The 23,379-nt window shown below is 60.5% G+C and carries 25 protein-coding genes and 1 pseudogene; 18 read left to right on the top strand and 8 right to left on the bottom strand.

The genetic code is table 11. The features are described 5' to 3' along the window. Nucleotide 1: 1 nt before the first annotated feature. The 3 genes from BGO16_RS12545 to BGO16_RS12535 form a co-directional block, all read right to left on the bottom strand. Nucleotides 2-2,455, bottom strand: a complete 2,454-nt coding sequence (locus BGO16_RS12545; RefSeq protein WP_043854961.1) for a cation-translocating P-type ATPase — start codon at nucleotides 2,453-2,455, stop codon at nucleotides 2-4. Between the two features lie 67 nt (nucleotides 2,456-2,522). Further along, nucleotides 2,523-2,738, bottom strand: coding sequence for a heavy-metal-associated domain-containing protein (locus BGO16_RS12540; RefSeq protein WP_043854962.1), 216 nt, complete (start codon nucleotides 2,736-2,738; stop codon nucleotides 2,523-2,525). 391 nt (nucleotides 2,739-3,129) lie between these two features. Next, nucleotides 3,130-3,603: a helix-turn-helix domain-containing protein gene (locus BGO16_RS12535; protein ID WP_152648139.1), complete on the bottom strand. Its 474-nt coding sequence runs from the start codon at nucleotides 3,601-3,603 to the stop codon at nucleotides 3,130-3,132. A gap of 90 nt (nucleotides 3,604-3,693) precedes the next feature. Between BGO16_RS12535 and BGO16_RS12530 the strand changes: the two genes are divergently transcribed. The 3 genes from BGO16_RS12530 to merA all read left to right on the top strand — a co-directional run bounded on the left by BGO16_RS12530 (nucleotide 3,694) and on the right by merA (nucleotide 5,947). Then, nucleotides 3,694-4,095, top strand: a complete 402-nt coding sequence (locus BGO16_RS12530; RefSeq protein ID WP_043854963.1) for a mercuric transporter MerT family protein — start codon at nucleotides 3,694-3,696, stop codon at nucleotides 4,093-4,095. Nucleotides 4,096-4,112: 17 nt separating this feature from the next. Next, complete coding sequence (locus BGO16_RS12525) at nucleotides 4,113-4,400, top strand: heavy-metal-associated domain-containing protein (RefSeq protein ID WP_043854964.1); 288 nt, start codon at nucleotides 4,113-4,115, stop codon at nucleotides 4,398-4,400. Nucleotides 4,401-4,507: 107 nt separating this feature from the next. Then, nucleotides 4,508-5,947 (top strand): mercury(II) reductase, encoded by a 1,440-nt coding sequence (gene merA / locus BGO16_RS12520; protein ID WP_292619071.1) that lies wholly within the window; start codon nucleotides 4,508-4,510, stop codon nucleotides 5,945-5,947. Nucleotides 5,948-5,986: 39 nt separating this feature from the next. Here the strand turns inward: merA and arsH are convergent, their stop codons facing one another. From arsH to BGO16_RS12495, 5 genes are read right to left on the bottom strand one after another with little or no spacing between them, the layout of a single operon-like run. After that, nucleotides 5,987-6,709 carry an arsenical resistance protein ArsH gene (gene arsH / locus BGO16_RS12515; RefSeq protein WP_200894368.1) on the bottom strand — a complete coding sequence of 241 codons (723 nt, stop codon included), beginning with the start codon at nucleotides 6,707-6,709 and terminating at the stop codon, nucleotides 5,987-5,989. Beyond that, nucleotides 6,699-7,103 carry an arsenate reductase (glutaredoxin) gene (gene arsC, locus BGO16_RS12510; protein WP_043854970.1) on the bottom strand — a complete coding sequence of 135 codons (405 nt, stop codon included), beginning with the start codon at nucleotides 7,101-7,103 and terminating at the stop codon, nucleotides 6,699-6,701. The genes arsH and arsC overlap by 11 nt, the downstream gene beginning before the upstream one ends. Next, nucleotides 7,100-8,155 (bottom strand): ACR3 family arsenite efflux transporter, encoded by a 1,056-nt coding sequence (gene arsB / locus BGO16_RS12505; protein WP_043854971.1) that lies wholly within the window; start codon nucleotides 8,153-8,155, stop codon nucleotides 7,100-7,102. The genes arsC and arsB overlap by 4 nt, the downstream gene beginning before the upstream one ends. A 1-nt stretch (nucleotide 8,156) precedes the next feature. Next, nucleotides 8,157-8,684: an arsenate reductase ArsC gene (locus BGO16_RS12500; RefSeq protein ID WP_043854972.1), complete on the bottom strand. Its 528-nt coding sequence runs from the start codon at nucleotides 8,682-8,684 to the stop codon at nucleotides 8,157-8,159. Then, nucleotides 8,677-9,042, bottom strand: a complete 366-nt coding sequence (locus BGO16_RS12495; RefSeq protein WP_043854973.1) for a metalloregulator ArsR/SmtB family transcription factor — start codon at nucleotides 9,040-9,042, stop codon at nucleotides 8,677-8,679. The genes BGO16_RS12500 and BGO16_RS12495 overlap by 8 nt, the downstream gene beginning before the upstream one ends. A 55-nt stretch (nucleotides 9,043-9,097) precedes the next feature. Between BGO16_RS12495 and BGO16_RS12490 the strand changes: the two are divergent. From BGO16_RS12490 to BGO16_RS12420, 15 genes and pseudogenes are all read left to right on the top strand, one after another. Continuing rightward, nucleotides 9,098-9,416 (top strand): annotated as a pseudogene (locus BGO16_RS12490) (TSUP family transporter); the annotation flags it as partial. A 280-nt stretch (nucleotides 9,417-9,696) separates the two neighbouring features. Beyond that, nucleotides 9,697-9,894 (top strand): DUF302 domain-containing protein, encoded by a 198-nt coding sequence (locus tag BGO16_RS18150; protein WP_052506855.1) that lies wholly within the window; start codon nucleotides 9,697-9,699, stop codon nucleotides 9,892-9,894. Nucleotides 9,895-10,133: 239 nt separating this feature from the next. Next, nucleotides 10,134-10,484 (top strand): hypothetical protein, encoded by a 351-nt coding sequence (locus BGO16_RS12480; RefSeq protein ID WP_244468584.1) that lies wholly within the window; start codon nucleotides 10,134-10,136, stop codon nucleotides 10,482-10,484. A gap of 58 nt (nucleotides 10,485-10,542) precedes the next feature. Further along, nucleotides 10,543-11,814 carry a divalent metal ion exporter subunit IhpA gene (gene ihpA, locus BGO16_RS12475; protein ID WP_043854975.1) on the top strand — a complete coding sequence of 424 codons (1,272 nt, stop codon included), beginning with the start codon at nucleotides 10,543-10,545 and terminating at the stop codon, nucleotides 11,812-11,814. Beyond that, a complete protein-coding gene (ihpB, locus tag BGO16_RS12470; protein ID WP_292619070.1) occupies nucleotides 11,811-12,758 on the top strand; it encodes a divalent metal ion exporter adaptor subunit IhpB in 948 nt (315 codons plus the stop codon). Before ihpA ends, ihpB begins: the two co-directional genes overlap by 4 nt. Further along, a complete protein-coding gene (locus BGO16_RS12465) occupies nucleotides 12,748-13,110 on the top strand; it encodes a P-II family nitrogen regulator (RefSeq protein ID WP_043854955.1) in 363 nt (120 codons plus the stop codon). The genes ihpB and BGO16_RS12465 overlap by 11 nt, the downstream gene beginning before the upstream one ends. Further along, entirely contained in the window at nucleotides 13,103-16,312 is a 3,210-nt protein-coding gene (locus tag BGO16_RS12460; RefSeq protein WP_292619067.1) for a CusA/CzcA family heavy metal efflux RND transporter, read from the top strand. The genes BGO16_RS12465 and BGO16_RS12460 overlap by 8 nt, the downstream gene beginning before the upstream one ends. Further along, nucleotides 16,309-16,680 (top strand): hypothetical protein, encoded by a 372-nt coding sequence (locus BGO16_RS12455; RefSeq protein ID WP_043854953.1) that lies wholly within the window; start codon nucleotides 16,309-16,311, stop codon nucleotides 16,678-16,680. Before BGO16_RS12460 ends, BGO16_RS12455 begins: the two co-directional genes overlap by 4 nt. Before the next feature lie 143 nt (nucleotides 16,681-16,823). Continuing rightward, nucleotides 16,824-17,156 carry a hypothetical protein gene (locus BGO16_RS12450; RefSeq protein ID WP_043854956.1) on the top strand — a complete coding sequence of 111 codons (333 nt, stop codon included), beginning with the start codon at nucleotides 16,824-16,826 and terminating at the stop codon, nucleotides 17,154-17,156. 48 nt (nucleotides 17,157-17,204) lie between these two features. After that, entirely contained in the window at nucleotides 17,205-19,391 is a 2,187-nt protein-coding gene (locus tag BGO16_RS12445) for a heavy metal translocating P-type ATPase (RefSeq protein WP_292619063.1), read from the top strand. A gap of 51 nt (nucleotides 19,392-19,442) precedes the next feature. Next, the gene (locus BGO16_RS12440) at nucleotides 19,443-20,039 is read left to right on the top strand and encodes an MgtC/SapB family protein (protein ID WP_292619061.1); all 597 of its coding nucleotides are present in this window, start codon (nucleotides 19,443-19,445) and stop codon (nucleotides 20,037-20,039) included. A 30-nt stretch (nucleotides 20,040-20,069) separates the two neighbouring features. Beyond that, nucleotides 20,070-21,338: a sodium:proton exchanger gene (locus BGO16_RS12435; RefSeq protein ID WP_043854899.1), complete on the top strand. Its 1,269-nt coding sequence runs from the start codon at nucleotides 20,070-20,072 to the stop codon at nucleotides 21,336-21,338. Nucleotides 21,339-21,564: 226 nt separating this feature from the next. Then, nucleotides 21,565-21,879, top strand: coding sequence for a hypothetical protein (locus tag BGO16_RS12430; protein ID WP_043854900.1), 315 nt, complete (start codon nucleotides 21,565-21,567; stop codon nucleotides 21,877-21,879). 23 nt (nucleotides 21,880-21,902) lie between these two features. Then, nucleotides 21,903-22,187 carry a PilZ domain-containing protein gene (locus BGO16_RS12425; RefSeq protein ID WP_043854901.1) on the top strand — a complete coding sequence of 95 codons (285 nt, stop codon included), beginning with the start codon at nucleotides 21,903-21,905 and terminating at the stop codon, nucleotides 22,185-22,187. Beyond that, nucleotides 22,184-22,882, top strand: a complete 699-nt coding sequence (locus BGO16_RS12420) for a hypothetical protein (RefSeq protein WP_349642604.1) — start codon at nucleotides 22,184-22,186, stop codon at nucleotides 22,880-22,882. Before BGO16_RS12425 ends, BGO16_RS12420 begins: the two co-directional genes overlap by 4 nt. The last annotated feature ends 497 nt before the right edge of the window (nucleotides 22,883-23,379 follow it).

Here is a 23,379-nt window from a genome sequence, read left to right as displayed (position 1 = left end):
GTCACGCCGCCTGCGATGTTGTGCGAGCAATCGGACGCCCGACACTCCGGATCGCATCAAAAAAGAGCCGCGGCGTTCCCCATAGCGAGTTGATGAAAATCGCAGTGACGCTGACGGCCATCGCCACCATCGCCCACACCGGATGGATCAGGCCGGTGGCGGCGAGCGGAATGCCGAGGCCGTTGAAGAGAAAGGCGAGGGCGACGTTCTGAACCATCTTGCTGTAGCTCCGGCGGCTGATATCGCGGGCGACCGGAAGCGCATCGAGACGATTGGACAGGATGATGATGTCCGCTGACTCGATCGCTATATCGGTGCCGCTACCCATGGCGATGCCGATATCAGCTTGCATGAGAGCGGGGGCGTCGTTGATGCCATCGCCTACCATCGCGACCCGGGCGTTGATCTGAAGCTCTCGAACGATTCTGGCCTTGTCCTGTGGCAAGACTCCCGCGTGAATCTCGTCGATGCCAACGTCCCGGCCGACCCGCTGTGCCGCGCGCTCGTTGTCACCGGTGACGAGGATCGTCCTGAGACCTGCTTTGCGCAGCGCGGCGACGGCCGAGACGGCGTCCGGTCGGAGTGCATCGCCCAAGGCGACAATGCCCAGCGCGCGTCCATCCCGAGCGACGGCGATCACGGTGCGTCCCGCGGCCTCCAGGTTTTCGATGGCCTCACGAAGAGGCGTGAGGTCAATATCGAGGTCGGCGAGGAAGCGCGGACTGCCGACGAAGACCTCGCGGGCGTCGATGCATGCAATGATACCCCTTCCGGGGAACGCCTCGAATGATTCAACGTCGCGAGGCGTTGCGCCGTAATCGAAAGCCGCCTTGATCACCGCCCGTGCCAGCGGATGCTCCGAGGATGCCTCGGCGGCGGCGGCAATGGCGAGAAGTTCCTGCTCACTTACATCCACCGCTCTGATCTCGCGCACCGTTGGACGGCCTTCGGTGAGCGTACCCGTTTTGTCGAGGATGATTTGCGTCACCGTTCGGAAGCCCTGGAAGGCCTCGCCAGTCCGCATCAGAATGCCGCGCTCGGCAGCCTGACCAGCACCGCGTACGATGGAGAGCGGCGCTGAGATGCCGATGGCGCAGGGGTAACCCATCACCAGGACACTCAGACCAGCAAACACCGCACGTTCTACGTCCACAGAACCCGTGCCGAGCCAGGAGCCGATGAGCCAGCCAATGAAGGCAAGGGCGGCGATCAAAAGAACGGTCGGCGTGTAGACCCGCAGCACGCGATCAACGAGATGAAGAAGACCGGGCTTCAGTGCGCGTGCGTCCTCAACGTGACGGATCACTTGATGCAGGAAGCTGCCTTCTCCGATCGCCGTGATCCGCAGCAGGAGGGTGCCCGTGCTGTTGATCGAGCCGCCGATGACGGAATCGCCTGCGGTCTTCTCGATCGGGACGGCCTCGCCGGTCACCAATGATTGGTCAACGCCGGAATGACCGTCGACCACCGTACCATCTGCGGGGATGCGCTCGCCGGGGCGAATCCGCACAAGATCGCCGATCCTCACCTCATCAATCGGCAGTTCCAGTTCCTCGGTGCCGCGCACGACGCGCGCGGTCTCAGGTTGCAGGTCCAGCAGGCGCTTCACCGCCTGGGAACTTCGCGTCTTCACGATGAGTGAAAGCCACTCTGAGAAAATATGATAGGTGCCGACCATCACCGAAACGGCGAAGAAGGCCGCGGTGGGATAGCCGGGCCGATCGAGGACCAGCCCGATGACACCACCAGCTATACCTGCGAACGCGCCGATCTCGAGAAGCACGTGCTGATTAAGGATGCCACGGCGTAGCGCCTGAATGGCCATGTAGAGAATGTGCCGTCCCACTCCGAAGACAAGCATCAGAGCCAAGGCACCCGCAAGCCAAGGTGCCGCGTCCGTCAGATATCCCTGCAGATTGAGGTAAAGCAGGCTGAGTGCCATGACCGTTAGGCCCAACGCGGCGCCGATGGCGGTCCACAATCCGCTTGATCGCAACACCAGGAATACAAACCCTCCGAGACTGAGGCACACCATGGCCGGTAGAAATCCGATCCAGCCCACGGCTGGATCGGCAATGATGGGAATAGCTGCGACGCTGAGAACAACCGCGAGAACGAAACGCCGGGCTTCGCGCACCAGATCGTGCTCTTCCTCTTCAAAGGCCCTGAGCTTGCGGGGGTCGGAAATCGTGTAGCCGATGTCGCGCAACGTTTGGAGCAGATGTTCGGGGCGCGCGATTGTTGGATCATACTCAACCAGCGCCTGTTCATGCGTCAGGCTCACGGCCACCTTGTCGACGCCCGGCATTCGGCCAAGCGCTTTCTCGATGGTGCCGGTGCAAAGCGAGCAATGCAGACCTCCGATCCGGGCGCGAATCTTTCTGCGATTTGGTCGCGTCGACGGTTCCTCTGTCCAAAGCGCAAATGGGGAGGCGGTTGCCGTTGAAAGAGCCATCGGAGTCTCCGTGAGTGCGCGAGCACGCGCTGAATGGGAAAGCGAGACGGGGCCGTGACGACCATGCCTAATCGCGTGCTACGACCCGAAAGCCGGGCTTTTGAATCGTATCGACGAGGCGATCCTCCTTGACGGATTTGGGATCGTAGAGGATGCGTGCCGACCCCTCGTCGAACGACACCTCGGCCACTCGTACCCCAGGTTCCTTTTCCACGAGCTTCTTGATCGTGTTGGCGCAGGCGTCGCAGTTCATGCCTTCGATTTTGAATGTTGTCGTTTTCATCCGATGCTCCAATTTGAGATATCGCGGTATTGGAGCGATGCTAACCCCTGGAGTTACCTCCTAGGTCAAGTCGCTGAGTCTCGAATCTTTTCGCTAGGCCCGCCCTCCGTCCTTTGGGTCGCTGCGCTTGACCAAATGACGACCTTAAAAATTAAACGGCGGCCACATCTGGCAACTCGTCGGTCGACTTCTCCATTTGTGAGCTCTTGCAACGGCAGGCATCAGCCGCTTGGATCGGGCTACGCTGCAGCTCCATAGTCTTCAAACGGATCAAAGCGCTTGGCCGCGTCGATCTAGGTTTGCCGCTGCAGGCGTCGCAAGGCGGCCGGCGCTGCAGTTGGCTGGCCGATGACGCGCAAGCGAGGCGCTCTCGCGCCAAGCGGGCTTCGGATCATTTGCTCTTCGAGCTTCTCTCAGCGCGAACTCTTGCATAGCCCGTTTCGTAGGCGCCGGGCCGCATCTCGAAGAGTGCATCGATGATCGGACACTCCGGTACCAGATCCCGCGTGCACTGCGCTGCCATATCCGACATCACTCGTTCCAGGCGCCGAAGATCTTTAATTTTCTGACGAATATCGGCGAGATGCTGGACTGTGAGTTCGTGCACCTCTCGGCAACTGCAGGTATGGCCGTCGACAACAAGCAGCAGCCCCCGCAGTTCGTCGAGACTAAAGCCCAATTCCCGGCCGCGACGCACGAAATGCAATCGTCTCGCGTGCTCCAGCCGATAGACGCGGTAGCCGCTTGCGCTACGTACCGGCGACGGCATGATTCCGATCTTCTCATAGTAGCGGATCGTTTCGACGTTCACGCCGCTGCGTTCTGAGAGAACTCCAATCGAAAACCCATCAATCTGTTTGATCATCGACGTCACGCATTCGTGAGAGATTTCGCTTGACCCTGTAGTCGCTACAGACTCTAGGGTCACCATAGACCGATTGCGAGAGAATGCTCAATGGTGGTACGCGACGAGACCTCGGCCCTACCACCAGCGCCAAAGCGCTTGGACGGCGTTGCGTTGCTGTCGGTTGGCGGCATCGTGGCGGCACTCGGTGCCGCTACGTGCTGCGTGGTGCCGTTCGGTTTGTTTCTCGCTGGCGTTAGCGGGGCGTGGATCGGCAATCTGACCGCGCTCAAGCCATATCAGCCCCTGTTCGTCGGACTCGCGGTCGCTTGTCTTGGATGGGGCTATTATATCGTTTACCGCAATTCGAAAGCGAATGATTGCGTCGAAGGCTCCTACTGCGCCCGTCCATCGTCCAGCAGAAACGCGAAGATCGGGTTGTGGGTGGCGACGCTCTTGATCGTCATCGCCGTGGGCTTTCCTTACATCGCTCGTCTTTTCCTCGACACCTGAAAATAGGGAGATCATCCGTGAAGATTCTACCGCTCGTCGTACTGATTGCTGTCCTTGTGTCATCCGGAGCAGCAGTCGCCACCGAGCAAACCGTGACGCTCAACGTCGCCAACGCTACCTGTGAGCTTTGCGGTCCGATCGTGAAGCGCTCGCTCAGCAGCGTATCTGGCGTGCTTGATGTACAGATATCGGAGGCTGAGGGGGCTGTCATTGCAAAGGTGCGCTTCGAGGATAGTCGCACGGATGTTCCCGCGCTGATCACCGCGACCACCAATGCCGGCTATCCCTCGCACATCTTGCAGTAAGGCCGCATCAGAACGATCATCGGGATGGATTCTATCGAAGTAACAATTTCATTCCGTCTGCCACCGCAGATTCCTGCAGGCGATCTAAACATACGAAAGTCGAAGCGATGACCGACTCCCGCAACCCGAGTGCCAACAACGGCAATGGCCGGTACGACCTTATTGTCGTCGGCGCCGGCTCGGCCGGCTTCTCGGCCGCGATCACCGCTGCCGAGCAGGGCGCGCAGGTCGCGCTCGTCGGGCACGGCACGATCGGTGGCACCTGCGTCAATTTCGGTTGCGTACCCTCGAAAACGTTGATCCGGGCAACCGAGGCAGTGCATCACGCCAATATTGCATCGACCAGGTTCGACGGCATCGAAAGCGGCGCGCGCGTCACCGACTGGGCTGCGCAGGTCGCGCAGAAGGACGCGCTGGTCGCGAGCCTGCGTCAGGCGAAGTATGCCGACTTGCTCTCGGAATATAACAACGTTGCCTACCATGAAGGTCGGGCACGGCTCGTCGAGGGAGGCGTCGATGTGGGGGCGCGGCTTCTCGCGTCGGAGCGCATCATCATTGCAACTGGTGCACGTCCCGCGCTGCCTTCAATTCCAGGGATCGGCGAAGTGTCGCCGCTCGACAGCACGATGGCGCTTGCCCTGACAGAGCTGCCGCGCTCCTTGATCGTGATGGGCGGGGGCTACGTAGGGGCCGAACTTGCGCAGACCTTCGCTCGCGCCGGGGTCGCGGTGACACTGGTCTTCCGCAGTCGCCTTCTGCCAGAGGCCGAGCCGGAGATTGGGCAAGCGCTCGCGGACTATCTGACCGATGAGGGGGTCACGATCGTGAGAGGCGTGACCTACGATTTCGTCCGCAAGACCGATGACGGCGGCGTCGCGCTCGCGATCACTCGGAATGGCGGCCTCGAGGTATTGACCGCCGAGCAGATTCTTGTCGCTACGGGGCGCACCCCGAACACCCAAGGCCTGGGACTTTCCGAAGCAGGCGTCGCGCAGACATCGTCCGGCGCGGTCGTCATCGACGACCGTATGGGCACTTCGAAGGCAGGCGTCTATGCGGCTGGTGACGTGACGGGCAAGGACCAGTTCGTCTACATGGCGGCCTATGGCGCAAAGCTCGCGGCCAGGAACGCACTGAATGGCAACAGCCTGCGCTACGACAACACTGTCATGCCCGCAGTTGTCTTCACCGACCCTCAGGTCGCCAGCGTCGGGGTCACCGAAGCGCAAGCTCGTGCTGCCGGGCACGCCGTGCGTACCTCAGTGCTCTCGCTCGACAACGTGCCACGCGCGCTCGCGGCCCGCGACACTCGGGGTCTGATCAAGCTTGTCGCGGATGGGGCGACCCGCAAGCTTCTTGGGGCGCACATTCTTTCTCCGGAAGGAGCCGACAGCATCCAGACGGCGGCGCTTGCAATCCGCTGTGGGCTGTCGATCGACGATTTGGCAGAAATGATCTTTCCCTACCTGACAACCGTCGAGGGCTTGAAGCTTGCGGCGCAGACGTTCGACCGGGATGTGAAGAAACTCTCCTGCTGCGCTGGGTAATGGCGGGGATTGTGCCATCTTCACGTCGGTCCCCAGTCCTTACACTGCCTGATCGAGATTCAATCGCTTCGCGAGTTTTTTGGCCGCTTCTTTGCGCTCGCTGTAACGATCCGTGAGATATCCGGATACGCCGCGCGTCAACAGCGTGAACTTCATAAGCTCTTCCATGACGTCGACGATCCGGTCGTGGTAAGGCGACGGCTTCATGCGCCCGGTTTCTTCGAACTGTTCGTATGCCTTGGCGACCGACGACTGATTGGGAATCGTAATCATTCGCATCCATCGACCGAGAACGCGGAGTTGGTTGACGGCATTGAACGATTGAGAACCGCCGCACACCTGCATCACGGCCAGCGTTTTGCCTTGCGTCGGCCGCACCGCGCCGATTGACAACGGAATCCAGTCGATCTGCGCTTTCATGATCCCAGTCATCGCGCCGTGGCGTTCCGGACTGCACCAGACTTGACCTTCCGACCACGCCGACAATTCGCGAAGCTCCTGGACCTTCTCGTGGGTCGCAGGTGCGTCGTCCGGAAGAGGGAGGCCGGAGGGATCGAAAATCCTGGTTTCCGCACCGAACGCTTGAAGGAGACGGGCCGCTTCCACCGTAGCGAAACGGCTGAACGACCGTTCGCGCAGTGATCCGTACAGCAGAAGAATGCGCGGACGGTGCGTTGGCATTGGACGATGCAGCAATTCAGGATCGGGAAGGGCGAAAGCTTCGTCATTGACGTTTGGCAAATCTTGCATCTCAGTCCGCATTTATGATCTCACCGTCTTCCTTCACGAACCGTCCGATATGAGGATTCGAAAGAATGGACAGCACTTCTTCGGACGGGCGACAGAGCTTGACGCCCTTGTGCGTCACGACGACAGGGCGGTTAATCAGAATGGGATGCGCAATCATGAAGTCGATCAGTTCGTCGTCGGTCCACTTGGGATCGGCCAGTTCGAGAGCGTCGTAGGGCGTACCCTTTTGGCGAAGCAGGTCACGAGGGGAGATACCCATTCGGGTCATCAACTCGATCAGATTTTCGCGCGACGGCGGTTGCTTCAGGTATTCAATGATTTCCGGCTCGACGCCGCTTTGACGGATCATCGCCAAAGTATTGCGGGACGTTCCGCAATCTGGATTGTGATAGATAGTGACGCTCATGAGTGAATCTCAACGCTTTTGGCTTTGTCCGGATCGCGGGATTCATACCAGCCGCGAGACATCTGCACGATCTTCACGACCGAGAGCATCACGGGCACTTCGACGAGGACGCCGACGACCGTCGCCAGTGCCGCTCCGGAATTGACGCCGAATAGGCTGATGGCCGCCGCCACGGCGAGTTCGAAGAAGTTGCTGGCGCCGATCAGCGCAGCGGGCGCGGCCACGCACCAGGCCACTCCGAAACGGCGACTGAGCCAATAGGCGAGGCCTGCATTGAAGTAGACCTGGATCAGGATCGGGACCGCGAGAATGGCGATGACGGCGGGCTGTGCGACGATCTGCTCGCCCTGGAAGGCAAACAGGAGGATCAAGGTGGCGAGGAGGGCGATCAGGGACAGCGGCTGAAGTCGGCTCAGGGCCCGGGTGAATGCGGCCGAGCCGATGTTGAGCAGGGCCCGCCGCCACACCTGCGCAATGATGACCGGTGCGACGATGTAAAGCGCGACGGACAGCAACAGCGTTTCCCATGGCACCGTAATCGACGCCACACCGAGGAGCAACCCGACCAGCGGCGCGAACAGGAACACCATCAGGACGTCATTGAGGGCGACCTGGCCAAGGGTGTAGTGAGGTTCGCCGCCAACGAGGTTGGACCAGACGAAAACCATCGCGGTGCAGGGTGCCGCCGCCAGCAAGATGAGTCCGGCGATATAGGACTGAATTTGGTCGGCCGGGAGCATCGGCGCGAATACATGGCCGATCAACAGCGTCCCGAGCAGCGCCATCGAGAAGGGTTTGACCGCCCAGTTGATGAAGAGTGTCACGCCAACCCCGCGGGCATGCTCTGTGACTTTCCGCATGGCGGTGAAGTCGATCTTCAAGAGCATCGGGATGATCATCAGCCAGATCAGAACTGCGATCGGCAGGTTGACCTTCGCGATTTCCGCGCCTGAAACCGCGACAAAGAAACCTGGCATCAGATGGCCGAGACTGATCCCGACCACGATGCAGAGCACAACCCATAGAGACAGATATCGTTCGAATGCGCTCATGTCATGCCACGCGCGGTCGGCCCAACGTCGAGCCCTCTGAATTTCCGATGTCGCGAAGCTTGGTGCCTAGCGCCATCGCATCGATCGAGCCGAGCGGCAGGGCGAGGAATGGCGCAATGCGGTTTTGCATGTAGCGAAAGGCGGAAACGAAGGCGGCCTCCTTCTGGAGGTCGGTGCCTTCGACGGCCGCGGGATCTTCGATGCCCCAGTGCGCGGTCATTGGCTGTTCCGGCCAGACAGGGCAACTCTCCCCCGCTGCGCTGTCGCAAACCGTAAAGACGAAGTCCATGACGGGTGCATCTGGAGTGGCGAATTCTTGCCAACTCTTCGAACGCAAACCGCCGGTAGGATAGTCGAGGCTCGACAGCACACGCAATGCAATCGGATTGACCTCTCCTTTGGGCTGACTGCCCGCCGAGAAGGCGTGGAAACGGCTATCGCCGTCCTTGCGCAGGATGGATTCGGCCAGAATTGAGCGTGCGGAATTCCCCGTACATAGGAACAGGACGTTGTAGATGCGGTCAGGCACGGGATTTCTCCTTCTTCCTCGGAGGCGGACAGCAAGGGACGAGGCTTTCGAAAATAGGAGCGCAAATTTCCTGACGGCCGCCGCAACAGTCCTGCAGCAGGAAGACGGTGATTGCCTGAAAGGTGGTTAGGTTTGCCCGATACACGATCGAACGGCTGTGCCGCTCGGATGTCACCAGATCGGCTCGCGTCAGCACGGAAAGGTGGGCCGAGAGCGTATTCTGCGGCACCTCCAGCAATCGCGCGAGATCGCCGGCGGCCAATCCATCGGGTTCATGTTGTATCAGGACCCGGAAGGCCTGGAGGCGGGTTTGCTGCGCGAGGGCGCCCAGCGCGAGGATGGCTTGTTCGTTTTCCATATATCCAGATGTATGGAAATACAGAGATTTGTCAATCCGTTTCAGAGAAATCGCGGGTATCGGCGGTGGTTTCCCTCATCGTGCCGGGCTTGATGTTCGCGACCAGCATGCCGCTTATGTATGCAATCGGCACTTCGCTCGTCGCCGTCACCGCCTTCGGCGCAGCCACGGCGGCAAGCTACGCGGCTTCCGGACTGATCGACTGGAGGATCGCGGCACTTTTCATCCTCGGCGGCGTTGTGGGAGGAGCAATTGGTGTTGCGCTTTGCCGCGTGCTGGCGTGGCGAAAACGCGTGTTCGCCTTTCTCTTCGCAAGCGTTGTTCTGAGTGTCGGCGTTTACGTGGTGGCACGCAGCATCATCGCACTCGCGTGAGTCCGGTCTGGCAAAGGAGAAAAGCAGATGATGAACGACATGATGGGCGTTGGGATGTGGGGCATGGGGTTCGTGTGGCTCCTTATCCTGGTCCTCGTGGTCCTCGGGATTGTGGCTCTCACCAAATACATCCGGCGATGACGCTTCAGGCCCGCTTAGCCTCTCACATAGGAGAATGGGACAATGAGCTACTACTTCGCGCAAACACTCCAGTCATCCTTCGATGACGCAGTCGCCAACACCACTACTGCACTGGAGGAGGGCTTCGGCATCATCACCGATGATCGACGTGAAAGCGCTCAAGCGCAAGCTCGACGTCGATTTCCGCCGCTACAAAACCCTTGGGGCGTGCAATCCGAAGCTGGCAGACGAGGCGCTGAAGCTGGAGGACAAGGTTGGTACGATGTTCAGGAGTCGGGGTCGACGCCGCGACGGGCAGGTGCTCGAAAACGAGATCGAAGGGCCTCTTCCGGATTGACGCCAGTCCGGGATGCGGCATCCCGATGCTGACCAAGCCGATCGCGTCCGAGGCGGGTTTCGATTTTGAAAGGCAGCGTATTGCCTCCGCAGGAGTGCAGGGACAAATGATAAAATCTCTTTAAAATCAGTTTCCGTGGTTGGTCGGCGTCAAGTTTACCAACTGATTTGCGTAACGTAATAGTATTCTCAAATTCGATCTGCTATTTCTGAATCATGGAACGCCGACCGCTCCAGGGTTTGTCGAAGCTGAAAGCGCCCTACCTTCGTAGGGCGACGCTGCTTTTGCTTGCCCTGATGTATCTATTCGTCGGCTTGGGCAATGTCGCTTTTTGCACCGAGGAAACGGTCGCCGCGACTGTTTTCTCGCAAGTTGGCACCGTAACCGGCACTGCGTCGGATGAGGGCGATTCCACGAAAGCGCCCATTCTTGCAGAGCATTGCCCTGTTTGTACACCGGTCGTGATGCCGACGTCCATGCCCCTGGCCTCGCCAATGGAGCATCCGGTCAAGATCGCCTTCGTCGCGCCTCAACGCTTGCTTGAGGACCCTCCCAAGCTCGACACGCCGCCCCCCAAGCACCTGACCTGAAGACCGCCATCACGCGCGCCAGGCCGCGCGTCGTCTTTACGCGTTTCAGGTTGATTTCATGCATCGATTCAATGGGGCAGTGCGCGTTGCGTGCGCATGGCTTATCCTCACAATTCCAGCGATTGCTGCGGAACGGTCGCGACCGATCTCATTGCCGCAAGCCTTACAGCGCGCGTTGGCTGCAAACCCGCGCCTCACCGCCGCCGAGCGGGACGTCGGCATCGCCGGCGGGTTGCGGATTCAGTCAGGCGCGTTGCCAAATCCTGAAGCCTCGTTCGAATTGGACAACGCGCTGGGATCTGGGCCCTACAGGGGAACGCGTTCCGCGGAAACTAATCTGCAACTCAGTCAGCTAGTCGAACTCGGCGGCAAGCGCGAAGCCCGCATTGCCGCAGGCCAGGCCGGTGTCGGTTCCGCGGTCTGGCAGCGGCGGGCGACACGGCTGGAGGTGCTGTCCGAGACCGCGATCGCCTTCATTACCGTCATCAGCGCGCAACGCCGGATCGAAATCTTCGACGAACAGATTGCGAGCTTCGATCAATTGATACCGCAATTGCAGAAGCGCGTGGAGGAAGGCGCGTCGTCGCCCGCGGAAACCGAGCGCGCCCAGGTGGCCGCCGACCTGTTCCGGGTCGAGCGGGAGCGCGCCAAGACGCAATTGGCGACCGCCCGGCGGGATCTCGCTATTCTAATGGGCGAAAGTATTCCCCATTTCGGCAAAGCGATTGGTCGGCTGGCCCTTGTCGGGCAGCCCCCATCGTTCCAGTCGGTCCTCAAGGCGATCGAAGCCAATCCGCAGTTGATGCGCTGGACCGCCGTGACCGCGCAGCGCAATGCCGAGTTGCTGATCGCGCGTTTGAAAATCATTCCGGACGTCCGCCTGTCTGCGGGATGGCGTCACTTCCAGGACACCAACGACAACGCGGTACGGCTGGGAATATCGATTCCGTTACCCGTGTTCGACCAGAACAGGGGCAACGTCATCGCGGCTCAGGAAACCCTCGCCAAGACCGCAGCCGAACGTTCGATCAACAAACTGGTTCTCATCAGCATCGCCGGACGAGCCTACGATTCGATCAACGGGGCACTGGCGGAAATTAAACTGTTGCGCTCCTCGGTCATTCCGAAAGCCCGTAGCGCCGCCGCAACCATCCAGAGCGGCTATGCCCAGGGCCGCTTCACCCTGCTTGAATTACTCGACGTCAAGGGCTCGGTCCTTCAGGCCCTGGTGCGCGAGCAGGAAGCCCTGCAAAACTTCCATATCGCTGTCGCGACCATCGAAGGTCTCGTCGGCAATCCGTTTTCGCTTACCCATCAGAGTTCAAGATGATCAAGGCATTCGCCCGCTATTTCGTATTTCTCCTGGTCGCCGCCGGACTGGTCTATGGCGGCTACCGGCTGTTGAAGCCCGCCACGTCGACGCCGACGCCAACCGAAGCCTCGGAAAGCGAGCACTCCGACAGCGTGGCTCTCAGCGACGCCAAAGTTGAGGCGTCGGGCATTGAGCTTGCCAAGGCGTCGTCTGGCGTGTTGCGCAACAGCATGTTCTTGAACGGAATCGTGCAACCCAACCAGGAATTGCTGGTGCAGGTGACGCCGCGGTTTGCCGGGATCGTCCGCGATGTTCGCAAGCGCATCGGCGACAAGGTCCAGAAGGGCGACATTCTCGCGATCATCGAGAGCAATCAGAGCTTGACGCCTTACGAATTGAAGGCGTCGCTGGCTGGAACTGTGATCGATCGCCAGATCACGCTGGGTGAATACGCCTCCGAGCAGAAGCCAGCGTTCGTCGTTGCGGACCTGTCGACGGTGTGGGTCGATTTTTCGGTGTATCGGCGTGACCTGAACCGGGTCAGCGTCGGCGACGAAGTGCTGATCGACCCCGCCGATGGCGGGACGCCAATCGGCGCCAAGATTTCCTATCTGTCGCCGGTCGGTAGCAGCGACACCCAGAGCGCCATCGCCCGGGCCGTGGTCCCGAACACCGGACAGCGGTTGCGTCCGGGCCTGTTCGTCACCGGGCGGTTGACGCTGTCGGCAAAGAAGGTCGGCGTCGCGGTGAAATCGTCGGCGCTTCAGACTGTCGAGAACCGCACGGTGGTGTTCGTGCGCAACGGCGACAAGTTCGAGGCGCGCGACGTCGAAGTCGGCCAACGCGATCCGCAACTCGTCGAGATCACCTTCGGCGTCCTTGAGGGCGACGTCTACGCGGCACAGAACAGTTTCATCGTGAAGGCGGAAATGACCAAGGGAGCGGGCGGCGATGAGCACTGACAATGGAATGATTTTGATCACCGCGTTGATCAGGCCTCATATGGAAGGTCACGTCGTCCGCGCGCTTCACGATCTGGCGGATTTTCCAGGCTTCACCTTCGATGAGGTTCGCGGCCAGGGCCGCGGGCGGGGACAAGGCGGGACCTACGTCGCGAGCGACGAGGACATCACCTATCACCAGTGCCTCGAATTGAGATTGGTGTGCCGGACGGATCAGGCCGACGGGATTTGCCGCCGGATCGAAGCGGCGGCTTGGACAGGACGAAAGGGCGACGGCGTGGTCTACACGATGCCGGTCAACACCTTCGCCCGGATCAGGGAAGCGGGAGCAAAGGAGCACCGCAATGATTGATGCGATCCTTTCATTTTCCATTCGGCAGCGGTGGCTGGTGATGATCGGCGTGTTGCTGATGGCCGCGTTCGGCGCATGGAATTTCACTCGCCTGCCGATAGATGCCGTTCCGGATATCACTAACGTTCAGGTCCAGATCAACAGTAGCGCGCCCGGCTATTCGCCGCTCGAAGTCGAACAGCGAATCACGTTTCCGATCGAGACCGCCATGGGGGGCCTACCGCATCTCGAGAGTACGCGCTCGCAGTCCCGCTACGGCCTGAGCCAGGTGACCGTCATCTTCAAGGACGGCACGGATATCTATTTCGCACGCCAACTGGTCAACGAACGAATTCAACAGGTCAAGGACCAGCTTCCCACAGGCGTCGAAACCGGGATGGGGCCGATCTCGACCGGTCTTGGAGAGATCTATCTGTTCACGGTGGAAGCCAAGCCCGGCGCGCGCAAGGCCGGGGGCGGAGAGTATACCCCGAGCGACCTGAGGACCATCCAGGACTGGATCATCAAACCGCAATTGCGCAACGTGCCGGGCGTCATCGAAGTCAACACCATCGGTGGTTTCGAACGGCAGTTCCAGGTGCTGCCGGATCCGGCGCAGTTGATGGCCTACAAGCTCAACTTTCGTGACGTAATGACGGCGCTGGCCGCGAACAACGCCAACGTCGGCGCCGGCTACATCGAACGCAACGGCGAGCAGTACCTGGTCCGGACGCCCGGTCAAGTGGCTAACGTCGAGGAAATCAAGGAGATCGTCATCGGGTCGCATAACGGTGTGCCCATCCGAATCTCCGACGTCGCGGAAGTTACCGAAGGCAAGGATCTGCGGACGGGCGCGGCAACCATCAACGGCAAGGAAACCGTGCTCGGCACCGCCATGCTGCTGATCGGCGAGAACAGCCGCGCCGTGGCGCAAAGCGTGGCCGCCAAGCTCAAGGAGATCGGCAAGTCATTGCCGGACGGCGTGATTGCGCACACGGTCTACGACCGCACGCACCTGGTCGAGGCGACGGTCGCGACCGTCGAAAAGAACCTCGTGGAAGGCGCCCTGCTGGTGATCGTGATCCTGTTCCTGATCCTCGGGAACTTCAAAGCGGCAATTGCCACGGCCTGCGTCATACCGCTCGCCATGCTGTTCACCATTACGGGCATGGTGGAGAACAAGGTCAGCGCCAATCTGATGAGTCTTGGCGCGATCGATTTCGGCATCATCATTGATGGCGCCGTCATCATCGTCGAGAACTGCTTGAGGCTGCTCGCAGCGGAGCAACACCGCTTGGGTCGTCTGCTCAGTCGCGAAGAGCGTTTCGAAACCATTCTCGCGGGCTCGCGCGAAGTCATCGGCCCCAGCCTGTTCGGAACGCTGATCATTGCCGTGGTCTATCTGCCGATCCTGACCCTCACCGGCGTGGAAGGAAAGATGTTCACGCCGATGGCGCTGACCGTGCTGATGGCGCTGACCGGCGCTGCCATCCTGTCGATGACGTTCGTGCCCGCTGCCGTGGCGCTGTTGGTGACGGGCAAGATATCGGAGCACGAGAACTGGTTCATGCGCGGCGCGCGCCACCTCTATACGCCGCTGCTCAACGCGTCGATCCGCAACCGCTTCGGCGTCGCGGCGATCGCGGCATTGTTCGTGATGGTCTGCGGCATCGGAGCCACGCGCATGGGCTTTGAATTCATTCCGAGTCTCGACGAGGGCGACGTGGCGCTCCAGGCCATCCGGATTCCGGGAACGAGCCTGACGCAATCGCTTGAAATGGAAGCAATGCTCGAAAAGCGCTTGCTCAAGATCCCGGAGGTCAAGGAGGTGTTCGCGCGAACCGGAACGGCGGAAGTCGCGACCGACCTCATGCCGCCTTCGACCTCGGACGGGTATGTCATGCTGAAGCCACGGAAGGAATGGCCCGACCCGGAAAAATCGAAGGCGGTCGTGGTTTCGGAAATCCAGGAGGCGGCCGAGGAAATTCCCGGCAACGTTTACGAAATATCGCAGCCCATCGAGCAGCGTTTCAACGAGTTGATCTCGGGTGTCCGCAGCGACGTCGGCGTCAAGATTTTCGGAGACGATCTCGACCTGCTCGTCCAATCCGCCGCCAAGGTGCAGGCCGTGTTGCAGAACGTTCAGGGCGCTGCTGACGTCAAGACCGAGCAGGCGTCCGGGTTGCCGGTGCTGACGGTCAAGCTTAACCGCCAGGCGTTGTCGCGCTACGGCATCAGCGTCGGCGACGTCCAGAACCTCGTCGAGATTGCGGTCGGCGGCAAGAAGTCAGGCCAGGTCTTCGAGGGCGACCGCCGGTTCGACATCGTGGTCCGGCTCCCGGAACATCTGCGCCTGGACATCGAGGCGATCAAGGCGCTCCCGGTGCCGCTGCCACCGCTCGACAATCAAACCAAGGCCACGCCTGCGGTATGGAACAACTCTGCGCTCGCCCAGATCCGGTACGTGCCGCTTTCTGAACTCGCGCAAATCGATGTGGCACCCGGGCCGAACCAGATCAGCCGCGAGCAGGGTAAACGTCGCATCGTCGTCACTGCCAACGTGCGCGGGCGCGATCTCGGTTCGTTCGTCGCCGACGCGGAGCAGCAAATCGAGGCCAAGGTCAAGCTGCCGGCCGGCTACTGGATCGGATGGGGTGGCCAGTTCGAACAACTGGTTTCGGCGACGCAGCGGCTGACTATCGTGGTGCCGATCGCGCTGCTACTGATCTTCCTCCTGCTGTTCATGAGCTTGGGCTCGATGGCAGACGCTCTGCTGGTGTTTAGCGGGGTCCCGCTGGCCCTCACCGGTGGCATCATTGCGTTGCTGTTGCGCGGCATTCCACTGTCGATCAGCGCCGGAATCGGTTTCATCGCACTGTCCGGCGTCGCGGTGCTCAACGGCCTCGTCATCATCACGTTCATAGAGCGCCTCCGCAGGGAAGGACACGCCCTTGTGGATGCGGTGCGTGAGGGCGCGCTGACCCGGCTGCGGCCCGTCCTGATGACTGCGCTTGTCGCTTCCCTCGGGTTCGTGCCGATGGCGATCGCGACAGGCGCCGGAGCGGAGGTGCAGCGGCCGCTGGCTACGGTCGTCATCGGAGGAATCATCTCGTCAACCATTCTTACGCTGCTTGTGCTGCCCGCTCTCTATGTCCTGTTCCGGCGCGAGGACCTTGAGAACGGTGAATTGAAAACGTCGGAACCGAACGGAGTGAAATCATGAAATACGTTCTCCTGCTTATCGCCGCTTTGACGTTCGCCGCCCCGGCTTCGGCCGAAGAATACGAAAAAGGACCAAACGGCGGCCTCATGCTCGACGTCGCCGGCATCGACGCTGAGCTTCTTACCGCCGGGACTACCGTCACCATCAACGTCTTCGTCCCAAACACCCCAAAGCCGGTATCTACAAAGGGCTTTACTGCAGCAGTGCTCATCGCGGGCGGCAGCGGACGGGAGACGGTCACGCTCTCTCCTCAGGGCGAGAATTCCCTCAAGGGTGACGCGAAGGCAGCGATACCGGCGGGTGCCACGATCACTTTGACCATCAAGACCGCGGAAGGAAAATCCGGACAGGCAAAATTTAAGAAGTAGAGCGGACGGTGAGTACGGTTCCGATGTGGAGCGCACAGGAAACTTCAGGCTGCGACGGCCGCCACGCGACCGTCGCAGCCCATGGTGTCGATCGGAAGGTTCGACGTCCGATCCTGTGCTTCATATTGACGGCGTTTGCATTGATGACATCCTCCACGGCGGACCTGAGGGCAGAAGGGCGAACTGCCAAGATCGTCGGCCTGGGCGCCTCGACCTGCAAGCAGTTCAACGGCGACGTCGTATCCAATCCCATGGTGCGGAGGGAATATCTAGCTTGGGCCCAAGGCTTCATGAGCGGAATCATATTGAGCAGGCCGCCGGGCGTGGATGAAGGCCTCGATCTCAATCCGGCGACCTTCGACCTGATCACTCAATTGCGGTTCCTCGAAGATCTCTGCGCGCGAAACGAGGCGCTCGATTTTTCCGAGGCTGTCGAGGCGCTCTACAAGCGGCTCAGACGGGAGGGCAAGACGTGAACGCACGCTACGCTGCACCCTCGACCTCGCGCTCCGGAAGCCCCAACCATGACTGAAACCGCTATGCTCGCCAAAGTCCGTCTACGCGTGGAGGGCATGGACTGCACCTCTTGCGCAACAAAGATTGAAAATGCCCTGCACCGCATGCGCGGTGTCAGCGATGTGATCGTGTCCGTGTCGGCGGGGACGGTGACGGTCGTCACCGACGACGACGAAGACCTAATCCGAAATCAGATCGTGAAACTCGGATACAGGGTTACAGGCAGTGAATTTGTCGAGAATACATCCGCCCGAGCAACGGGTGGCGGAACGTCGCTGGAACCCCGTCCGGAAAGTCGTGAGCCCGCTGGCGACGGCCAAGCTTGGTGGCAAACAAGGAAAGGGAAGCTCACCATCGGGTCGGGGTTGGCGCTGGCGACGGCCTTCATAATCGGCAAAACCGCTCCGGCGACCGAGCACTGGGCGTTTCTGCTGGCGATGCTGGTAGGTCTCGTTCCCATCGGACGTCGTGCAGTCGCCGCCGCGGGCGCCGGGACGCCGTTCTCGATCGAGATGCTGATGTCGATCGCCGCGGTGGGCGCGGTCATCATCGGAGCGACCGAAGAGGCAGCAACCGTCGTTTTCCTGTTTCTGATCGGGGAACTGCTCGAGGGCGTTGCCGCGAGCCGTGCCCGTGCCAGTATCCAGGACCTCACCAAGCTCGTTCCGAAGACGGCCCGCCTCGAAGAAAACGGCCAAATCCGTGAGGTCCAGGCCGACACCCTGGAAGTGGGTGCGACGATCCAGATAAGGCCCGGCGACCGGGTTCCCGGCGACGGTGTCATCCTGTCCGGAGAAAGCGCGATCGACGAAGCGCCGGTCACGGGAGAAAGCACGCCGGTCCGGAAGCGACCGGATGCGACCGTGTTTGCCGGCACCGTCAACGGCGACGGCCTGCTGCGCGTGCGGGTGACTGCCGCAGCCGCGGACAACACGATCGCGCGCGTGGTGCGCCTCGTCGAGGAGGCGCAGGAGTCGAAGGCGCCGACGGAGCGTTTCATCGACCGGTTTTCCCGCTTCTATACGCCGGGGGTGGTTGCGGCCGCCGCGTTGGTCGCGGTCGTTCCTCCTTTAGTGTTTGGAGGGGAATGGAGCGGGTGGATCTACAAGGGTCTGGCCATTCTGCTGATCGGGTGTCCTTGCGCCCTGGTCATCTCCACCCCCGCTGCAATCGCCGCCGCCCTGTCTGCCGGCGCCCGCCGGGGATTGCTGCTGAAGGGTGGCGCAGTTCTCGAACAGATCGGCAAGATCACCGTGGCCTGTTTCGACAAGACTGGCACGCTCACCTCCGGCAAGCCCCAGGTCACGGACATCATCGGCTTCGCGCGCAGCGAGGCTGATGTACTGCGCTTCGCTGCGGCGCTCGAGTCGGGGTCGAGTCACCCCCTTGCTACCGCAATCCTGACCCGGGCGGCAGTAAAGCAGATCTCGCTTCCGCCGACCTCCGACTCGAAGGCGATCGGCGGAAAAGGGATACGTGCGACCGTGGAAGGAGCGGAAGTATTCCTGGGATCGCCCAAGGCCGTCGCGGAATTCTGTCCTCTAACAACCGAGCAGGAGACGCAGATCGCAGCCCTGAACGACGAAGGCAAAACCGTTTCGCTCGTCGCGCTCGACGGGAAAATTGCGGGTGCGATCGCGATGCGCGACGAACCCCGTCCAGACGCGAAAAGCGGGCTCAAGCTTTTGACGGACGCGGGGATCCGGACTGTGATGCTGACCGGCGACAATCGGCGCACCGCGAACGCGATCGGCAAGCAATTGAGCATCGATATCGAAGCGGAACTGCTGCCTGAGGACAAGCAGCGGATCGTCGGCCAGTTTCAAAAGGCGGGCTGGTCGGTCGCAAAGATCGGCGACGGCATCAACGATGCGCCGGCACTCGCAGCAGCCGATGTGGGTATCGCTATGGGCGGAGGGACGGACGTCGCGCTCGAAACGGCCGACGCCGCCGTACTGCACGGGCGGGTCGCCGACGTTGCCGCAATGGTCGACTTGTCGAAGCGGACGATGATCAACATCCGGCAGAACATCGCGGTCGCTCTCGGGCTCAAGGCCGTCTTTCTTGTCACCACCGTCGTCGGATTGACGGGGTTATGGCCGGCCATCCTCGCAGACACCGGAGCGACGGTTCTGGTGACGATGAACGCCTTGCGTTTGCTCCGCTTGCCCACGACCGAGCCGTTCCAGTCTTGAGGAAGAAGAATTGAATGCTTTCCTGAGTGCCCCAACCCTGAGAGTGACGCGATGTTTCAAGCATTGAGCCGACTGTCCATCACGGAGGCGGCGCGTCATGCGGTGACTCAACTTGCGGTCATCGCTCTCACGCTCGGACTGACAACAGGTGGCGCCTTCGCAGCGGCAGGCGATGCCGGTGGTACTACCAGGTTCGATCTCGCGCTGCTTGTCCGGATCGCCGTTGCTGTCGCGCTGGCTTTCCCCATCGGATGGGAACGCGAGTTTCGCGGTTCGGAGGCCGGCGACCGTACCTTCATGCTCGTCAGCCTGGGAGCGGCCGCGTTCACGGCCGTTGGCGTCGAGAACTTTCCGGCGACCGCGGAGAAGATAATGGCGGGCGTCGTCACCGGTGTGGGTTTCCTCGGCGGAGGGATGATCCTCAAGGACGGCGGCAACGTTCGCGGCTTGACCACGGCAGCGGCCATTTGGGCAACGTCGGCGGTTGGCATGCTCGCAGGGATTGGCGAACTCCTCATTGCCGGACTAGTGACCGTCTTGGTCATCCTAATCCTGGAACTGCAATTCCTTCCTTTGATCGGTCGGCTCGATGCGCGGCGCTGGCGACCGAAGGAAGCTAAGCGGGAAGGGAATGGGCATGAGTTTTGACAGAAGTCACTGAATCCGAACGGGATAGCAATGAAGCGCTTTTTGGTCCTCATCGCGATCGCGGCATGTGCCGCTCTACCCGCCTTGGCTTTGCGAGCAGCGAATTGGCGTCTCGGACCGGTCGTTGACACTGCAATCTTCGGCGTTGCGATCCTCGCTGCCGGATTTCTTCTGTCGTGGGGTGCGGAAGCGGCCGAGCGGCACATCGCGCAGGGCCTGATCCTTGCGGCCGTCGCCTTGATAACGGTCCTTCCAGAATATGCGGTGGATATGTACTACGCTTTTCAGGCGGGCCAGGCCGGCCCGGAGTCGCCGTACGTCCACTATGCTGCGGCCAACATGACCGGCGCGAATAGGCTGCTTGTCGGCGTCGCATGGCCGCTTCTGGCACTGCTGCACTGGCTCAAGGATCGGCATCGCGCCATCGAACTGACAAACGACAACGCAATCGAAGTCTCGTTCCTTTTGCTCGCCAGCCTCTACGCGTTTGTCATTTTGTTCAAAGGCAGCATTACCCTTTTCGATTTCACGATGTTGGTGGCAATCTATGGAGGATATGTCTGGCGCGTCCGCAACGTTCGCAAAAGCGAGAACCCGGACGGAGAGGACGAACCCGGACCTGCCGCGGCGCTCAATGAATTGCCGCTCCGGACGCAGTGGATAGTTATGGCAGGCCTCGGGCTGGCCGCCTGCGGAATTATTCTCTGGAGCGCCGAGCCTTTCGCGGAAGCCTTGATCGAAGCGGGCCGCGCCTTCGGCATCAACGAATTCCTTCTCATCCAGTGGTTGGCGCCGCTCGCCAGCGAAGCACCCGCCGTATCTATCGCCGTCCTGTTTGTTCTAAAGGGGCGGGCCGCGGGCGGACTCATCACCATGATCAGCGACAAGATCAATCAGTGGACGCTCTTGGTCGGCATGCTACCGCTGGCGATGACCGTCGGCGCCCGCGGTGCGACAGCACTGCCGTTGGACGCGCGACAAATTGAGGAGTTTTTTCTGACTGCCTCTCAATCCCTGTTCGGGGTCGCACTGCTCATGCGGCTGCGTTTCAGTCTTCTGTCGGCGACCGCACTTGCGCTGCTGTTTTTGATTCAGGTGAGCTTGGCCTACTACTTCAGGAACGAGGAAATACGCACGATAGCCACTCTGTCGGGCTTAGCCTGGGTCTATCTGGCGCTTGCTTCGGTGCTCTTCATATGGAACGGCCGTCGATTACTAGAAATAATTCGCTTCACTCTTGGGTCGTCAACCGCGGCTGCAAATCCCAAGACATCGAATCCGGCTCGGGGTGAACGCTGATCCCTTGGAACCAGGCGTCAGAAAGCTCGAGGCAAGCATTTGCTCTAAACGTTCTAAAAAATCGTGCGGCAAGACGGACAATGACCGATGGAGGAATCCTATCGGCGTGGACCGTCAGGTGGATCCTATAACTAGCTTCGGTGCAGATAGTCTGGAGTCGGCGCTGCGCGACAACTGGGTTTCACGGACATCAATCTCTTCACTCGATCAAAAAAAGGAGATCAAAATGGGGTTCGATCAATATCACGAACCGCCGGAAGAACTTTCGCAGGAAATGCGCACATTCGCTCGGATGATCACGTCGCTCATAGAGGAGGCCGAAGCTATTGGCTGGTACGAACAGCGGATGTCGCTCGAAAAGGACAAGGAGGCGAAAGCCATCATGGCGAATGCACAAAAGGAAGAATTCAAGCACTTCGGGATGAACCTCGAATTCCTCCTGCGCCGCAACAAGGACTGGCGGACCGAACTTCAGAGCATCCTCTTCACGACGGGGGACATCGTGAAACAGGGAGAGGCGGCCGAAAAGAAAGTCGATTAGGCATGTCCCGGTGGGAGGCCCTCATGGAAGACAAGCGAAAACTGCGGCGAACGCGCGTTTTGAAGGCCGGAATGATCTCGTTCGGCGGCGCGGCCATCGATTGCACCGTCCGAAACCTGACGGCCTCCGGCGCACTGCTCGAAGTGGAGAGTCCGCTCGGCATTCCGCACCATTTCATCCTGGTAATCCCTTCGGAAGATATCTCGCGATCCTGTCGACTCATCTGGGCCTCCGAACGCCGCATCGGGGGCCGCTTCGATCGAACCGACGACGGCGCACCGAAGCAAAAAAGGAGGATCGTTCCGTGAAAGCGCCTCGACGAATTTCGCTGGCGGGTGCGCTGCTGCTGCTCGGCTCGCTGCTGACATGCGGGCAGTCGACCGCTCGCGGCAGCTTCGCCACTGAGAACCCGTGGGCATCCGAGCATATTGAGGGACTTCCGGCCGATATACGACGGGGGATTTTCGCGCGCGAAAGCGCGTGCGGCAGCGCGGCGGCTGCGGGGCATTACTTCTCGGTCTCGATCGAGGCGGGAGGCCTACGCTTCGTATCGCTGCACTTTGAAGACTTTGCCTGCGCGAACCGCGCCGCCGTTTGCAATGGCGGCGGGTGTCTGCACGAAGTGTACCTGGAATCACGTGGCCGACACCGGCTCGTCTTCAGCGTGCGCGCGCGCGATCTGAGGATGTTCGAGGACGGCGGGGCCGTCGGTCTGATGGTGACCGGAGGGAAGTCGGACCGTTTCTTTCGATGGGACGGACATCGTTTCGTTGCGGCCATCGGGAAGGGATCGCGGCAACTGCCATTGCCGATCATCGGACATCCTCATTCGGGCGGGCAGGACGTCGTCGCGACGGGCGAAGGCTTCGTGAGTCGGATCGAGCTTCTTCGTGCTGCTGGTCGAACTCGAAACGAAACTGCGCGATGCGATCGGCTCGAACACCGTACGTGGACGCCAGCACCATCGCACGTCAAAGCAGGTCGTCGCTTTCAGCCAGGATGAAATGCTGCCGGCGTCGTTCACGACCCTGCAGACTCAATTTCGAAAACACCGGACTCATTATTGATGGGACCGGCCTCAAAATCACTCAAACGGCACAAAAAATTCGAACTACCGAACGAGCCAAATGTTCCATAAGATGTCTTATGCGAATCCATTTTCATTATGTATCTCAGCTATGTGGCATACCTATTTTCCATAATGATGGGTTTCCATGTTTTCCCAAAAGCCGCGAGAGCGATCCTGCGCTTCACGACGAATATCATGGTCGCCATGCCTGCATCGCTTAATTGGGGGCGTCACCCTTTCTTTCTAATTCGCTATGTCGGAGTTGCCACAAGCCGCCGTGCAACCAGATGGCTGGCAATGTCGAACGTTAGGTCCAGTTAAATGGCTCCTTGGGTCTTGCCTTGCGGCGCACCATTTCTCTGGAATCATCCCGTCCTCATCCTCCCCATAAATCCCGCAAGGCCGGGAGCGGTTGTCCGCCACACGAGAGG

Origin of the sequence: Nitrobacter sp. 62-23 (assembly GCF_001897285.1) — a bacterium.
In the GTDB taxonomy this organism is placed as follows: domain Bacteria; phylum Pseudomonadota; class Alphaproteobacteria; order Rhizobiales; family Xanthobacteraceae; genus Nitrobacter.
Note: the sequence above shows the minus strand (reverse complement) of the source record. Positions and strands in the feature narration are given on the sequence as shown.